This is a genomic window from Hadarchaeum sp. (SeqCode), assembly GCF_049969415.1.
GTDB lineage: Archaea > Hadarchaeota > Hadarchaeia > Hadarchaeales > Hadarchaeaceae > Hadarchaeum.
Genome location: NZ_JBMFOX010000002.1, coordinates 92627 through 105466, shown reverse-complemented (window position 1 = coordinate 105466; position 12840 = coordinate 92627). Strand labels below are relative to the sequence as shown.

Below are 12840 nucleotides of genomic sequence, written 5' to 3'. Positions count from 1 at the left end.
GTAGGCGGAGGCGACCAAGAGGAGAACTTTTAGGGCTCGGTTAAAAAGGAGCATGTTTTTGATTCGGCGCAGGCTGGCGGCGACAATCCGGTAGATCAGAAACGACATGAGGGCCGAAAAGACGGGGTTCAGCGCCCAAGAAATGACGATTGCCGAAAGTCTGGAGTACTGCAGGCCCAAGACGAGCTCAGGATGAGTGAAGCTCATCGCCAGGCCTGCTCCGACAACCGCGCTGACCGTGGAAAGAGAAACCGACATCGGAATGCCGAAAAAGGTAGCCGCAAACATCCACGCAGCGGCGGCGGTGAGGCTGGCCAAAGCTGCCCGGGGAAAGAGGGAGAGCGGATTCATTCCCGAAGCTGTAGGTAGGATAATCCCCTCACCGACCGTCCTCATGTTCTTCCAACCCTCGAGAACCGCGCCTAGGAGAACAAAAATTATCACGATTGCAATCGCTCGGCGATATCCGATGACCCCGCCGCCGACCGAGACCCCAACGCAATTGGCGGTGTTGTTGGCGCCTAGGTTCCAGACCAAGAAAAAGGCCACGGCCAGAATCATGATCTCGATCAATGGGTTCGCCCAATCGAGTTATCTTCTGAAGTTAATAATTCCCTACAGTTCCACGATCCTCACGCGCAACCTTTCCAGGTCAAGCGTGGCCACCGTCTCCCTGCCGGTCAAATAGCCGCAGACCTCCCCGGGATTAACCACCAGCGGCTTCCGTCCAAACACCTTGACCCGGTGGGTGTGGCCCCGGACCACCACATCATATTTTCCTGACCTGATGATGGCCTCGATTATCTCCGGATGGGTTCCGTGAAGCAGGGCAATCCTGCGGCCCCCCAGACGCAACGAGGCAAAGTTCTGCGGCTCGGGCAAGCCAAGCTCATCAAACCTCGCGGCTATCGTCTCCCGGTCGCCGTCATTGTTTCCCCACACATAGTGGAGCCTCGCTTTCAGCTTGGAAAATTTCGGGACCACGAAAGGAGAGTTCAGATCCCCGGCGTGGAGGACGTGGGTGACCTTGGCTTGGTTGAAAAATGCTATGGCCCTTTCGACCGCATCCAGCTTGTCGTGCGTGTCCGACATCAGCCCGATTAGCGCCAAGGAACCCCGAGACTACTCTGCGCCGCGGTTTAAATCATTTTAAGGAACTCGGCCACAACCGCCCCGGCCCTCTCAATGGTCTCGACGTTGACGTGGTCGGGAAGGTCGTAGTAGCTGTGGAGGTACCGATAGCCTCTGATTCTTGCGTTCGGCAGCCTGAAGAACCTCGCGATTCTCTGGCCGAGTTTATCCACCCCCACCGCGTCAAAGGTAAAGGTGGTGGCCTGGATGCCGGCCCGAAGCAGCGGGATGTGGTCGTGTCCGGCTAGGGCGGCCCACCAGAGCTTTGGTTTGAGGCCAAGATTGCTGATGGCAACGAGCAGCTTCTGGTTCAGGGCTTCCGAGGTCCTCACCCGCCTGATGATCCCGTTGCCCTCGATGACGTAGGGCTGGTTGCTGGCTCCAACCATGTCCAAGTTCAGCACCAACGTGTCCTTGGGGATGAGTTTTTCCCGAGCCAGCCTTTTTGATCCAATCAATCCCTGCTCCTCAGCCCCAAAGGCGATGAAGAACATCGTGGTTTCCGGAAGCGGTTGTTCAGTAAGGACACGGGCCGATTCCAGCATCACCGCCACCCCGGAGGCGTTGTCTTCCGCACCCGGGGAGACGCGCCTGCCGCCCGCGGCTATGAAGCTCGCCCCGCAGACTGGTAGGAAGAAAATCGCCAGAACTGCCCACACCAGCGGCCAATCCGGGATCATTCCCGCCACCCTTAGCAAAAGCGATGCCGTGACCACAAGGACTAGCGGCAAGAAGGTAAACCTGACGAGGAGGCTGAGCCTGAAGCTAATCGTGCAAGGAGCGGAGTCGTAGTGGGCGGTCAGGGCCACCCGTTTCTTAGGCGCCTCGACCTCCTTGACCGCGATAATGTTCTGGCTGACGCGCTTGGGCAGCAGTTTTTCCAGATAGCGCCACAGCACCAACGCTGCCAGCCAAGAAAGCAGCGAAAACTCCGGCGACAAAAACAAGGTGAGAAGGAAGGCTAATGCCAATAGCGCCGCCGCAACCTTAGTGCGAAGGGTGTGACCAACGAACTTAAACTCCTGAATCCTAACCTTGAGCCCGAGGTTCTCAAACTGCTTGCGGATGTAATCGGCCGCCTGTCGGTCACCGCGGCTTCCGGCCAGACGGGGGCCGATCTCGTAGGCCAGCTTGTCTATATGCTCAAAGGCGCTCCGGGACTCGAACTCTGCCATGTTTCCCCGCATATTTAATTAACCCATAACAAAAACTCTTTACTGCGGGGGTAGCCAAGCCAGGTCAACGGCGCCAGACAGCCGGGCGTAACTCAAGATCTGGTCTCTTAGGAGTTCGGGGGTTCAAATCCCCTCCCCCGCACCAATGTGGGATTTAAGAATTCCAAAGACGACATTTGAACTGCACGCAACCTTAACTCTTTTTACCTTTGGACCTGAGTTGAATTGATCTGAATGCCCAACAATCCCGGCAGGCCAAAAATTAGGGTTAGCAAAATTTCGCAGATAGGAATTGTCACAAAAAACATTGATGTTGCGGTTAAGAGATATTGGGAAACTTTGGGAATTGGGCCCTGGAGAATTCATCGCTACGCGCCACCGGACCTCAGAAACACCAAACTGCGGGGGGTGCCCGCGGAATATTCTATGAAGATAGCGCTGGCGAGGGTGGGCGGCATAGAGCTAGAACTGATAGAACCGTTAACGGGGCCAAACATCTATGAAGAATTTCTGGAGAAGAAAGGTGAGGGCATCCACCACCTAGCTAAATATCAAAAAGAGGACCTGAAAAAGGAACTCGCCGCGTTTGAGGCCATGGGAATCAAAGTCCTTATGAGCGGCAAATGCAAGGGCGTCGAGTTCTACTACTTGGACACGGAGCCCCTCCTAGGCATTATCTACGAGCTAGTAAGAATTGGTAGAGACGGAGTAATCCCTCCAGAATCCACCTATCCATAGCTCCAAGAGAACCGCAAAAAATAAGCGTTAACCGGCCGACTGCTTGAAAGACGCGTGCCAAGGAACCTCATTTAATTAATTCTACCAGCTCCAGAGCATTCTGGTACATTTCTGTGTTGTTGAACATAACGTAAACCTTCTCATGAACTTTTTCCAGTTCCTTAACCCGCCTCGCCAACTCCCTGAGTTCCTCCTTCGTGTAATAGTAACGGTAGTCATACTCGCGCGGGTTCAGGCCGTGTAGTCTGGTATAAGCGATCGAGGCTTCCGACACGGGATAACGGCGCATGAGGTCAACCACGTGGACGAGGTCTAAATCCCGGCAGAGTTTCTTGACCTTGGCCTCATTTTCGCGCCAGTCGCCGCGTGGTTCCCAAGCCAGAACAAGGCCCCTTCGGTCGATATTATCCAAAAAACGGCTCAGGTTCTTAATGTTCTCATCGGTGCATCCGAAGTTCGGGGGTGTCTGCAGGACGCAAATTTCCGCCCTCAGGGCAACGCAAATCTCCCTGACGCGCTGCCAAGCCCCAAAATTTTCCTTGGTAGGCCGGAGCCAGCCGTAATTTCTCTCCTGCTCCGGCGTCAGCTTCAGCCCGGAGCGCCTCCAGGTCGGGCTCGAGGGGTGGTGGGTGATGGTCTGCCAGGCCTTCACGGTTATCTCAAAATCCTTCGGGACCTCGTCACGCCACCTCTGGGCGGTCTTTACCATAGGTAGCTTGTAGAAAGTCTGCTGACACTCAACCAGTGAAAACTTTTGCGCATAGGCCTTTAGCCCGCCTTTGTAGAAACCCCAACCGCAGCAACCGATCTTTATCATCATCTTCTGTTTCTGCTTCCAAAAGAAAAAAGGCTCGGAAATTTTAAACCAACCTCTCCAAACTATTTTTTGATGGAAAAAGTTGGGATTGGGCTTGCCGGCTTGGGATTTATGGCCCGGATCCATTCCAGGGCCCTGGCCGAGATACCGAAAGCAGAAATAGTTGCCGCCTGGTCCAAGTTTCCCGCAGAACACGAAAAGTTTAAGGAGTTCGCCGCCGGCTTGGGGTTCAAGGTGAAAAAGTTTTACACTGAAATTGAAGAGATGACCAACGACCCTGATGTCGAGGCGGTCATCTGCGCCGTGCCTCCAAGATTCATGGAGACCATCGCCAGTGGAATCTTGCGGGCCGGTAAGACCGCCCTTCTGGAATGTCCCCCTTCAGACACGCCTCAAGGAATAGACCGCCTCAGTGAACTGGCAAGGACCAAAAACGTTCGGGTGATGCCTGGGCTCTGCTACCGGTTCGCCCCCTGTTTCCGAAAAGTAAAGGATCTCCTCGACGCGGGTGAAATCGGCAATCCGATATCCATTAGCTTTACCGAATTTGTGCCCGCGGACAGCCTAGCAAGGCAATGGGCGCCGGGATCATGGGCCTGGAACAGGGCCACCGGAGGCCCGATAATAACGATGACCATCTTCTGCATGGACCTGACTCGATGGGTGCTGAACTCGGAGCCGGCCTCGCTGACAGCAAAGATTGATTGGCTGGAGCTGCCCAAGTACGGCACCTGGGGGTACCGGGTTTTCAACGCCATCAAGTTCAGAAACGACGTCGTCTGGACCAACATGTTTGCCAGTGAGGATAGCAGCGTCCCGGGGCCACCGCTTAGGATGGAAATCACGGGCGAAAGCGGCACCATAATCGTGGACGGTCCGGAGAAGGTAATCCTGAAATCGGGCGGAAGGGTGACGGAGTACCCGCTAAAGCTGTCACGGCCTGAGAAATGGGGGCACAAGCCCGAGGACGAATATTTTCTCAAGTCGGTGGCGCTAAAAGGCGAAGAGCCGCTGGTGAAACTCTCAGACGCCAAAAAAGCGCTGGAGATGTCGCTGGCGATTTTGAAATCATCGCAAAGTGACAGCCCGGCATATTTCGATTCGTAAGTTCAGTTATTTTTGCTCTTTTCCAATCGCTTCTTCTTCCGGCCAAATAAAAATGCAAAATTACAAAATCGGGTGAAATAAAATCCGAATTACTGAAACAATCATCTTTTTTCACATTTCCCAATTCTGAAATATCTCAACTTGGCAAAAAATCTTTAAAAACAAAGACACGTAGATAATAGTGCGGCAGGGATCAAAGCCTGCAGAGGTGGTCGAACCGGAGCCTACGGGCAACGGGGACCCGTGTAAAAACCCGGGCGAAAAACCGGGGAAGGACGCGGGTAAGTCCCGTGGGGGAACGGGACGAGACAGCGACTGCAGGAAAAAGATCCCAACACGAAAAGACGGCGAGTGAGCGAAGTGGTCGAGATTCGCAAGCTCGCTGGACGAGTAGTGGAGGGATCGAGTCCCTGCCGCTTTTTATTTGGGATTTAGAGAAAAAATCTGACTTTACTTTTTCGCCATTTTCTTCTCAAATTCCTCAGCATGCTTTTCGCAACAAAAGAGATATTCTCTACCACCAATCACCCTTCGATGTGTGGCAAAGAGGCACTTCTCGCCACGCAGCTCCAAGCCACACATCCGGCACCTTACAAACTCAGTCATTTTTTACCTCCTTTTGCAGGTAATCCTTTATCGCTGCATGCAACGCGTCCGCGGCCAGATTGGAACAGTGCATCTTCACGGGAGGCAGTCCTCCCAAATCCCTGGCCACATCCTCCCTGGTGATCCGCAGCGCCTCCTCAATGGTCTTGCCCTTGGCCAGCTCGGTGGTCATGCTGCTGGTAGCTATCGCGGCACCGCAGCCAAAGGTCTTGAACTTGATGTCGGCGATCCTGTTGTCCTTTACCTTGATGTAGATCGTCATCATGTCCCCGCAGACGGGGTTGCCCACGGTGCCAACGCCATCGGCATCCGGAATCTCCCCCATGTTGCGCGGGTTCCTGAAGTGTTCCATCACCTTATCGCTATACATCAGCAACCAACTCCTTCGGCGTGAGCGGAGACATTACCCGCAACCTTTTCACAATTCCAGGTAATAAACCCAACACGTACTCCATATCCTCTTCAGTGTTCTGCCTCCCGAGAGTAAACAGGAGCGACCCGTGCGCCTCCTCGTGCTTCAGTCCTGTGGCCAGCAACACGTGGGAGGGCTCGAGCGTCTTCGAGGTGCAGGCAGAACCGGAGGAGCAGACCACACCCTCCATGTCCAAGCTCAATATCAGGGCCTCGCCTTCGATGTAGCTAAACCGGACGTTGGCGTTGTTTGGCAGCCGGTTAGTCGGATGTCCGTTGAGAAAGGAAACCGGGATGGTCTCCAGAATGCCTCGGATCAACCTATCCCGCAACACTGTCAACCTTCGCGATTCTACCTCCATCTCAGCGCCAGCAATCTCAGCGGCCTTGCCCATTCCAACGATGCCGGGCAAGTTCTCCGTCCCCGACCTCAGTCCCCGCTCCTGACCGCCCCCTTGCAAAATTGGCATGATCCGGGTTCCCGACCTGATGTAGAGGGCTCCCACACCGCGGGGGCCGTAAATATCGTTGGACGAAAGCGAAAGCAAATCGACATGCTCCGCCTCGACATCTATCGGAATCTGTCCTGCGGCGGCCACGGCATCCACGTGCAGCAATGCGCCGTGGTCGTGAACTACGTCGCTGATCTCTTTAATCGGCTCGATGGTCCCGATTTCGCCGTTGGCGTACATTATCGACACCAGAACCGTTCTCTCCGTCATCTCCTTTTTCAGGGCCTCAACATCGACCACGCCGTATCTGTCCACGGGCAGATAGGTGATCTCAAACCCCTGCTTCGCCAGATCCTTACAGACGTTGATCACCGACATGTGCTCGATGGAACTAGTGATAATGTGATTGCCGCGGTCACGGTTTCTCAACGCCACCCCCTTCAGGGCCAGATTATTGCTCTCCGTGGCTCCAGAGGTAAAAACGATCTCCTCCTTTTTGGAAGCCCCGATTAGCCTCGCCACTTTTTCACGAGCTACTTCAATCGCCTCGCGGGCTTCATTGCCAGGGGTGTGGACCAGGGAAGGATTCCCGTACTTCTGGATGAAGTAAGGGAGCATGGCCTCGATGACGCGGGCATCTACCGGCCTACCAGCGGCATGATCCAAGTAAACCCTTCTCATCATTACCGTCCCTTCAGAAGCACAGGACCGCATCGGCTTCCAGAACTCGATCGTTTAACGTTGCCGCACCAACAATCTTGGCTGGCTCTACAAAGTCTCCGCGACCCAACCCCAGCAGCTGACAGCTCTGCTCACAGACCTCAAGCTTCACGCCAGCCCGAACCGCTTGATCCATCACCTGCTTCAGTGGGGGAAAACTTCCCAATTTAATTTTCTCCGCCTCGCCCTTCTTGACCAAGGTAACTCCCTTTATCAAAAAGTAAATCGTTGCCTCTATCCCCATCGCTGCCGCCGTGGTCGCCAAGATAAAGGGTGCATATGTGCGCTCAGGTGTGTCAACCCCACTGGTCTGGAGATACAGGATCTTCTTTCCCATAAAATCACCTCACTTTTTTCTGATTAAAAACCGGATGACATCGCCCTCCCTAGTCAAATTCAAGAGTTCATGACCAAGGTGCTTGATCAGACTTCCGATATCCTCCACCGCAGCCGGATCGTCAGCCAGCACTTCCAAGACATCCCCAGAATCGAGCTTGTCCAACTCCAAACGCGTTCGGAACACGGGCTCAGGGCAGTACAGCCCTAAGCAATCCAACGTGATTTTTGGTTTTTCAGTGATCGTTGTCATCAGGATAAACTATAACCATGTTATAATATAAAACCTATCGTTCACCATGGTAAAACTGTCTCAACGAACGATACGTGGAATTGGAAACTCAACCCCACCGAAGATATCTGGCCTTTCTTAGAAGCCCAAAGAATAGTTCTGTCTCGAATCGTGATCTGTTTTTGGTCTGAAAGGAACTGCGGGCGATACCGGAACCTTGAGAGCCGAGAAGTTCAATCACGAGTTATACGTGAAGGCAGTCAAGGAGCTGCGCTCGGGAAGAAAATCCGATGTTAAAACAGACCGCGTCTGTAATTTCTACAACGTCACTGCCAAAAATAATTCTTGGTGGTCTGTACGCTCTCCGAAGCAACGCGGGAAAACTTTTGATTCTAAAGGCTCAGACCGGCCTCGCATCTAAAGCATCTGGTTTGAGCCTTCAATTATAAAATGTATTATAGAATGAAGACCAACGCCTTTAAAGGTGAACCTATGCCCCAGAGCGTCGACGTTAGGGCGGTAGTCATTCAAGGGCTTTTCATCCTAGTCATCTGCGCCATCATCGAAATCTTGGCCGGAAGTGTTTTGGAGGGGATGAAGGAACGTGTCACCGTCACCCTTCCCGGACTTATCCTAATTATTCCGCCTCTGCTGGATTTGAGAGGAAACGTCAACGGTGCGTTGGCTTCACGGCTTGGCACCGCCCTCCACACCGGTATTCTGGAACCTAAGCTCTCGATGACCGACGAACTCAAGGTAAACGTCATCTCCTCGTTAATCCTCAACCTCGCCGCCTCGGCCACCATTGGACTAATCGCCTCGTTAATTGGCCTCGTCCTTGGGATGGGCGCCATCAACTTTGTTTCCCTCATCATCATCGCGGTGGCAGCCGGTTTCATTTCCGGAGTTATCCTCACCGCCCTAACCATCTTCATTTCCGTATTCTCTTACGTTAGGGGCTGGGACCCTGACAACATCACGGCTCCGCTGATGGCTACCATCGGGGATCTAATCACTATGATCTCCATTTTCATCGTAGTATTGTTTGTGTGATACTCATGACCGCGTACAACCTGAGGAGAATTTTGTGGGAGAGCTACCCGGTGCTCATCCTCTGCGCAGTTATCTCGCTCACCGCCGGTCTTATCCTCAGCTCACAGCTGGAAAGCATCAAAACGCTACCACTGATCCTAACGATGGTGCCGCCGATAAACGGCATCAACAACAACGTCTGCAGCATCCTTGGCTCAAGGCTTACTTCAGCGCTCCACATCGGTACCATTGAGCCCAAGTTCGGCAGGCAGGTGGCTCTTAGGAGAAATATCCGCGCCACCTGGATCATGAGCATCGGCGTCTTCCTGTTTACCAGCGCAATATTTTTTATCTTATCACTGATCTCCGGAATAAACCTGTTTCAATCTTTGACCATTATAGCAGCGTTTTTCTTGGCCAGCATGGCGGCGATAGGCGTGACCATTTTCTGCACGATCTGGCTGGCCTTTGTCTCGTTCTCTAGAGGTCTGGATCCCGACAACGTAGTGATTCCCATTGTCACCTCAATTGGGGACATAGCTGGGGTTACATGCTTAATTATAGCGATGAAAATAATAGGAGTGTAAAAATGCAACCTCCAGAATATAAACCACGGAGCGTGCGCGAGCTCCTGACGGAGATGAAAGACACCTCCGACCTGATGGTGGACCTAGCTTACGCGGCTTTGCTCTACGAAAGCAGCGAGCTGGCCGATTTAGTGCATCAGTTGGAGTCAAAGATGGACGAGCTGATGTACACGATAAGAATCATGGCAGCTGTCGCGGCCCGAAACGTCAGGGAGGCGCATAAGATAACTGGAATCCTGCAAGTAGCCAGTTCGGCAGAGGCCATTTCTAACGCCGCCGGTGACATTGCTGACCTCATCAAAATGAAAATCGGCATTCACCCGGTGATAAAGGACGCCCTGAAAGCTGCAGACGAAAAGATATGCAAGCTGAAGATCTCGCCCGGATCTTCGCTCGACAGCAAATCTTTACGCGACCTTAGGCTGCCCTCCAGCATTGGGGTCTGGGTCATGGCCATCAAGAGGAAAAACGAATGGATGGCTCCAATAGCTAAGGACGCTCAGCTCTTGGCAGAAGATGAGCTGGTGGTCAAAGGCCCGCCCTATGGGATGAGAATTATTCATGAAATGGCCGGGACGCCGATGGGGCCATTAACTATCGAAACTAAACTGAAAAAACTCCGCAAAGAACTTTCAAAAATGCGCGACTTGAGCGACATCGCCGTGGACCTAGCCTACTCTTCACTTATGTTGGGCTCTACCGAAGTCGCTGAAGAAGTCAGGGAAATAGAGGAGGCTTTCAACAGGTTCAACTACCAGGCCTGGCTGGACACCCTGAAAATCGCGGCAAGGGAAAGGAGAAACATCGCGGAATTGAACAGTGTCCTCCAGCTGGCGAGATATATGGAATCGATAACTGACGCCGCCGACTCGATAGTCGATATCGTCATTAGAAAAATAGAGCTACACCCGGTCTTCGCCAAGGCCCTTTCAGAGTCGCTGGAAAAAATCTGCCGGGTTAAAATATCTCCGAATTCGAGATTCGTCAACAAAACACTCGAAAAGCTGAACCTCTGGGGCACGGTCGGAGTCTATGTGCTGGTGATAAAGAGGGACGGAAAGCACATCATCACCCCAGGAGGAAACGTTAAGTTAAGGGCCAACGACATCGTCCTCGTGCGCGGATCATTTGAGGGCATTGAAAAGTTCCAGAAGGAGGCCTGCGCCATATGCGAACTATCTGGTGCAATGAAATAGAGGATCTGCTGAGCATCGCCCGCAACCAGGGCTGGCTCTTTTATTACCACCACCAAGGAAAACACTACTATTACCTTTATGTGGGATCGGAAAGGGAAGTTGTCTGCCTCGTGACAGAAGCTAAGGAAAAGCTCTCGGGAAAATATGCCACCATAGACGATGAGGGAAAAATTGTGACCTCAGACAAACCCATCATGCCTGCATGCTCGAGGATCGTCGGCGTGGCCAAGGACGAGGAGTTTGAAGAATTATTGACGCAGCTCAGACTCGTTTAACTCATTTCGCCAGCGCCAGCAGCGCCACCCTTTCAAGCACTATTTTCTGGAGGGGTGCCACCGCAGTTTCCTCAGGGGTTATTGAAAAAATCCGCTGCAATCCCAAGGATTTTTCCTGCCGGAAGTCCATCAACGAGTTATCCCATTCAGCTCCAAATTCATCAAAAATTTTTCCGACCGTCTTTTTCACCCTGACCTCAGGGCGACCAACTGAGGCCACCGCGAGAGCATTTCTACCTTGGCGAACACCAATCTTCTCGAAGGCCCGGTAAATCTGACGCTCGGCGGCGGCCCAGCAGATGAGCTCGACGGCAAGGCAATCGGCAAAGCCGCATCCTCTTTCATTCGCGATAATGGCCAAACGTGAGGAATGGACAAGATGCTCAGCCCCAGCAACCCGAGAGGCGTTAAAGGCTTGAGTGACGGTATCCATCTCGGCGTCCATTTGGACCATCCTCCTGATGAAATCATCCACGCTGTCCACCATGAAGATGCCCGCCGCCAGACCAAGAAACCTAACCCCGGTTGTGGTCCTGATCTTGAAAATCTTGACCCGGCGCGGAAAGCTCATAAGCATTCGACCCCAGATATTCCACGATTATAATGCGACCCGTGGCTTATAAGATGAAGATAGAGGACATCGTGCTGGGCCGGTATATCCGCTCCCCCGACGGCACGCAGCCAAGCTTCCTTCTAACGCCTTGGGGTGAGCAGGTCACTAGGGTTCGGGTGATGGGGACTTTGGTCGATAAATTCATCCGGGAGGACCAAAACTACGCGACGCTGAGGATAGACGACGGAAGTGAAACGATCAGCCTCAGGGCTTGGCAGGAGGGCGCCAAGGAGTTCGACAAATTCAACTTGGGTGACACCGTGGACGTCATCGGGAGGGTGAGAGAATTTCAAGGGGAGATCTATCTCACGCCGGAACTTCTCATCCGTGTCGAAGACCTCAACTGGGAGCTGGTGAGGGAACTCGAGATAATTGCTACAAGGCGGGAGGCAATTGCCGCGGGAGTGCGACCAAAGTTCGCCAGGCTGGAGCCCAAGGAACTGAAGATAACCGCCACTCAAGAAGTAGGCACCGAGGCCGCAGAGGCTGAGGAGGAGCCTCTTCCGGTTGTCCCCGACGAACTCAAGAAGAAAGTGGCCATCGCGATTGATAAGCTCGACACGGGCTCGGGAGTGGAGCCCATCAAGATAGCCAACGAGCTGAACCTGAGCCTTTCCCAAGTCAACGACATCCTCAGGGTTATGTTCGTCGAGGGTGATGTATTTGAACCAACAGCGGGTAAGTTCAGGCTGGCGAGGTGAGGGGATGGAAGAGGACTACGAAAAGTTGCTGGAAAGGGCAATCGAGCAGGTGCCCAAAACTGTCTTTGAGAGCTCCCGTTTTCAGATTCCCGAGGCCGACGTAGCCACGGTGGGCAACCGAACCATCCTCAGAAATTTCAAAAGCATTGCGGCGGCCTTCAACCGTGAGCCGGAGCACCTGATGAAGTATCTTCTTAGGGAGCTCGGAGCAGCCGGCGATATCCAAGGGGCCCAAGCCGTGTTTCAGGGAAAGTTCTCGGCCGTCGTGGTTCAGGATAGAATCCGACGCTATGCTGAAGAGTTCGTACTCTGCAAGGAATGCGGAAAACCAGACACCAGGCTGGAAAAGCGGGAACGGGTTTACGTCCTGAGGTGTGAAGCCTGCGGGGCACGCAATCCGGTCAGGGGAGTGTAAATCTGCCCTTACTAAGAATCATCCAAACTCAAGGCGAAAATCTGGTCATCATCTGCGACCGCGAGCTTTTGGGGAAAAAATTCAAGGAAGGTAAATTTCAGATCGAGGTCAAGGAATCTTTTTATTGCGGGAGGGAGGCCACCATTGACGAGTGCATTCAAGCCCTGCGTAACGCCACCATCGCCAACCTGCTAGGCTCAATAGTGGACCACGCGATTGATGCCGGAATTATCGAAAAAAGAAACGTGCTCAGAATAGCGGGGGTGCCACACGCCCAGCTAGTCAGGCTCTGAATC

19 protein-coding genes and 1 tRNA gene are annotated in these 12840 nt (G+C 53.2%); 10 read left to right on the top strand and 10 right to left on the bottom strand.

Annotation, left to right across the window (positions count from 1 at the left end; all coding sequences use genetic code 11):
- The 3 genes from ACP5PX_RS01310 to ACP5PX_RS01300 all read right to left on the bottom strand — a co-directional run.
- Positions 1–573 (bottom strand): inorganic phosphate transporter (locus ACP5PX_RS01310; RefSeq protein WP_428083196.1); only part of this gene is annotated, 573 nt, incomplete at its 3' end.
- A gap of 42 nt (positions 574–615) precedes the next feature.
- On the bottom strand, positions 616–1110 hold the full coding sequence (locus tag ACP5PX_RS01305) for a metallophosphoesterase (protein ID WP_428083194.1): 495 nt from the start codon (positions 1108–1110) through the stop codon (positions 616–618).
- 29 nt (positions 1111–1139) lie between these two features.
- Positions 1140–2306 (bottom strand): M28 family peptidase, encoded by a 1167-nt coding sequence (locus ACP5PX_RS01300; protein WP_428083192.1) that lies wholly within the window; start codon positions 2304–2306, stop codon positions 1140–1142.
- 44 nt (positions 2307–2350) lie between these two features.
- On the opposite strand from ACP5PX_RS01300, the gene ACP5PX_RS01295 reads away from it, so the two are divergent.
- Positions 2351–2451, top strand: a tRNA-Gly gene (locus ACP5PX_RS01295).
- Between the two features lie 89 nt (positions 2452–2540).
- Positions 2541–3044, top strand: coding sequence for a VOC family protein (locus ACP5PX_RS01290; protein ID WP_428083190.1), 504 nt, complete (start codon positions 2541–2543; stop codon positions 3042–3044).
- A 67-nt stretch (positions 3045–3111) separates the two neighbouring features.
- On the opposite strand, the gene ACP5PX_RS01285 is transcribed toward ACP5PX_RS01290, so the two are convergent.
- Positions 3112–3864 carry a DUF72 domain-containing protein gene (locus ACP5PX_RS01285; RefSeq protein WP_428083188.1) on the bottom strand — a complete coding sequence of 251 codons (753 nt, stop codon included), beginning with the start codon at positions 3862–3864 and terminating at the stop codon, positions 3112–3114.
- Positions 3865–3933: 69 nt separating this feature from the next.
- Between ACP5PX_RS01285 and ACP5PX_RS01280 the strand changes: the two genes are divergently transcribed.
- Complete coding sequence (locus ACP5PX_RS01280) at positions 3934–4968, top strand: Gfo/Idh/MocA family protein (RefSeq protein ID WP_428083186.1); 1035 nt, start codon at positions 3934–3936, stop codon at positions 4966–4968.
- A 450-nt stretch (positions 4969–5418) separates the two neighbouring features.
- On the opposite strand, the gene ACP5PX_RS01275 is transcribed toward ACP5PX_RS01280, so the two are convergent.
- Genes ACP5PX_RS01275 through ACP5PX_RS01255 form a run of 5 tightly spaced genes read right to left on the bottom strand, consistent with a single transcriptional unit; the run spans position 5419 to position 7746 of the window.
- On the bottom strand, positions 5419–5574 hold the full coding sequence (locus ACP5PX_RS01275; RefSeq protein ID WP_428083184.1) for a hypothetical protein: 156 nt from the start codon (positions 5572–5574) through the stop codon (positions 5419–5421).
- A complete protein-coding gene (gene nifU / locus ACP5PX_RS01270) occupies positions 5567–5944 on the bottom strand; it encodes a Fe-S cluster assembly scaffold protein NifU (protein WP_428083182.1) in 378 nt (125 codons plus the stop codon). The genes ACP5PX_RS01275 and nifU overlap by 8 nt, the downstream gene beginning before the upstream one ends.
- Positions 5937–7121, bottom strand: coding sequence for a cysteine desulfurase NifS (gene nifS / locus ACP5PX_RS01265; protein ID WP_428083180.1), 1185 nt, complete (start codon positions 7119–7121; stop codon positions 5937–5939). Before nifS ends, nifU begins: the two co-directional genes overlap by 8 nt.
- A gap of 10 nt (positions 7122–7131) precedes the next feature.
- Complete coding sequence (locus tag ACP5PX_RS01260) at positions 7132–7494, bottom strand: DsrE family protein (protein WP_428083178.1); 363 nt, start codon at positions 7492–7494, stop codon at positions 7132–7134.
- 9 nt (positions 7495–7503) lie between these two features.
- Positions 7504–7746 carry a sulfurtransferase TusA family protein gene (locus ACP5PX_RS01255; protein WP_428083176.1) on the bottom strand — a complete coding sequence of 81 codons (243 nt, stop codon included), beginning with the start codon at positions 7744–7746 and terminating at the stop codon, positions 7504–7506.
- Positions 7747–8217: 471 nt separating this feature from the next.
- Between ACP5PX_RS01255 and ACP5PX_RS01250 the strand changes: the two genes are divergently transcribed.
- From ACP5PX_RS01250 to ACP5PX_RS01235, 4 genes are read left to right on the top strand one after another with little or no spacing between them, the layout of a single operon-like run.
- Positions 8218–8778 carry a magnesium transporter gene (locus ACP5PX_RS01250; protein ID WP_428083174.1) on the top strand — a complete coding sequence of 187 codons (561 nt, stop codon included), beginning with the start codon at positions 8218–8220 and terminating at the stop codon, positions 8776–8778.
- A 5-nt stretch (positions 8779–8783) separates the two neighbouring features.
- The gene (locus ACP5PX_RS01245; RefSeq protein WP_428083172.1) at positions 8784–9344 is read left to right on the top strand and encodes a magnesium transporter; all 561 of its coding nucleotides are present in this window, start codon (positions 8784–8786) and stop codon (positions 9342–9344) included.
- 2 nt (positions 9345–9346) lie between these two features.
- Positions 9347–10540, top strand: a complete 1194-nt coding sequence (locus ACP5PX_RS01240) for a potassium channel family protein (RefSeq protein ID WP_428083170.1) — start codon at positions 9347–9349, stop codon at positions 10538–10540.
- Positions 10513–10815, top strand: coding sequence for a hypothetical protein (locus tag ACP5PX_RS01235; RefSeq protein WP_428083168.1), 303 nt, complete (start codon positions 10513–10515; stop codon positions 10813–10815). Before ACP5PX_RS01240 ends, ACP5PX_RS01235 begins: the two co-directional genes overlap by 28 nt.
- Position 10816: 1 nt before the next feature.
- On the opposite strand, the gene cgi121 is transcribed toward ACP5PX_RS01235, so the two are convergent.
- Positions 10817–11386, bottom strand: a complete 570-nt coding sequence (gene cgi121 / locus ACP5PX_RS01230; protein ID WP_428083166.1) for a KEOPS complex subunit Cgi121 — start codon at positions 11384–11386, stop codon at positions 10817–10819.
- Positions 11387–11439: 53 nt separating this feature from the next.
- Here cgi121 and ACP5PX_RS01225 point away from each other — a divergent pair, with 53 nt between their 5' ends.
- The 3 genes from ACP5PX_RS01225 to ACP5PX_RS01215 are packed head-to-tail and all read left to right on the top strand — an operon-like array spanning position 11440 to position 12837.
- A complete protein-coding gene (locus tag ACP5PX_RS01225; RefSeq protein ID WP_428083163.1) occupies positions 11440–12129 on the top strand; it encodes an OB-fold nucleic acid binding domain-containing protein in 690 nt (229 codons plus the stop codon).
- Between the two features lie 4 nt (positions 12130–12133).
- Positions 12134–12544: a translation initiation factor IF-2 subunit beta gene (locus ACP5PX_RS01220; RefSeq protein WP_428083161.1), complete on the top strand. Its 411-nt coding sequence runs from the start codon at positions 12134–12136 to the stop codon at positions 12542–12544.
- Positions 12511–12837 (top strand): DUF424 domain-containing protein, encoded by a 327-nt coding sequence (locus tag ACP5PX_RS01215; protein ID WP_428083210.1) that lies wholly within the window; start codon positions 12511–12513, stop codon positions 12835–12837. The genes ACP5PX_RS01220 and ACP5PX_RS01215 overlap by 34 nt, the downstream gene beginning before the upstream one ends.
- Positions 12838–12840: the final 3 nt, after the last annotated feature.

Bases quoted from the DNA above. Each gene is read 5' to 3' on its own strand.
- ACP5PX_RS01300 (WP_428083192.1), bottom strand. From the start codon at position 2,306: ATGGCAGAGTTCGAGTCCCGGAGCGCCTTTGAGCATATAGACAAGCTG.
- ACP5PX_RS01255 (WP_428083176.1), bottom strand. From the start codon at position 7,746: ATGACAACGATCACTGAAAAACCAAAAATCACGTTGGATTGCTTAGGG.
- ACP5PX_RS01275 (WP_428083184.1), bottom strand. From the start codon at position 5,574: ATGACTGAGTTTGTAAGGTGCCGGATGTGTGGCTTGGAGCTGCGTGGC.
- ACP5PX_RS01225 (WP_428083163.1), top strand. From the start codon at position 11,440: ATGAAGATAGAGGACATCGTGCTGGGCCGGTATATCCGCTCCCCCGAC.
- ACP5PX_RS01290 (WP_428083190.1), top strand. From the start codon at position 2,541: ATGCCCAACAATCCCGGCAGGCCAAAAATTAGGGTTAGCAAAATTTCG.
- ACP5PX_RS01280 (WP_428083186.1), top strand. From the start codon at position 3,934: ATGGAAAAAGTTGGGATTGGGCTTGCCGGCTTGGGATTTATGGCCCGG.
- cgi121 (WP_428083166.1), bottom strand. From the start codon at position 11,386: ATGAGCTTTCCGCGCCGGGTCAAGATTTTCAAGATCAGGACCACAACC.
- nifU (WP_428083182.1), bottom strand. From the start codon at position 5,944: ATGTATAGCGATAAGGTGATGGAACACTTCAGGAACCCGCGCAACATG.
- ACP5PX_RS01250 (WP_428083174.1), top strand. From the start codon at position 8,218: ATGCCCCAGAGCGTCGACGTTAGGGCGGTAGTCATTCAAGGGCTTTTC.
- ACP5PX_RS01235 (WP_428083168.1), top strand. From the start codon at position 10,513: ATGCGAACTATCTGGTGCAATGAAATAGAGGATCTGCTGAGCATCGCC.
- nifS (WP_428083180.1), bottom strand. From the start codon at position 7,121: ATGATGAGAAGGGTTTACTTGGATCATGCCGCTGGTAGGCCGGTAGAT.
- ACP5PX_RS01220 (WP_428083161.1), top strand. From the start codon at position 12,134: ATGGAAGAGGACTACGAAAAGTTGCTGGAAAGGGCAATCGAGCAGGTG.
- ACP5PX_RS01240 (WP_428083170.1), top strand. From the start codon at position 9,347: ATGCAACCTCCAGAATATAAACCACGGAGCGTGCGCGAGCTCCTGACG.
- ACP5PX_RS01285 (WP_428083188.1), bottom strand. From the start codon at position 3,864: ATGATGATAAAGATCGGTTGCTGCGGTTGGGGTTTCTACAAAGGCGGG.
- ACP5PX_RS01260 (WP_428083178.1), bottom strand. From the start codon at position 7,494: ATGGGAAAGAAGATCCTGTATCTCCAGACCAGTGGGGTTGACACACCT.
- ACP5PX_RS01245 (WP_428083172.1), top strand. From the start codon at position 8,784: ATGACCGCGTACAACCTGAGGAGAATTTTGTGGGAGAGCTACCCGGTG.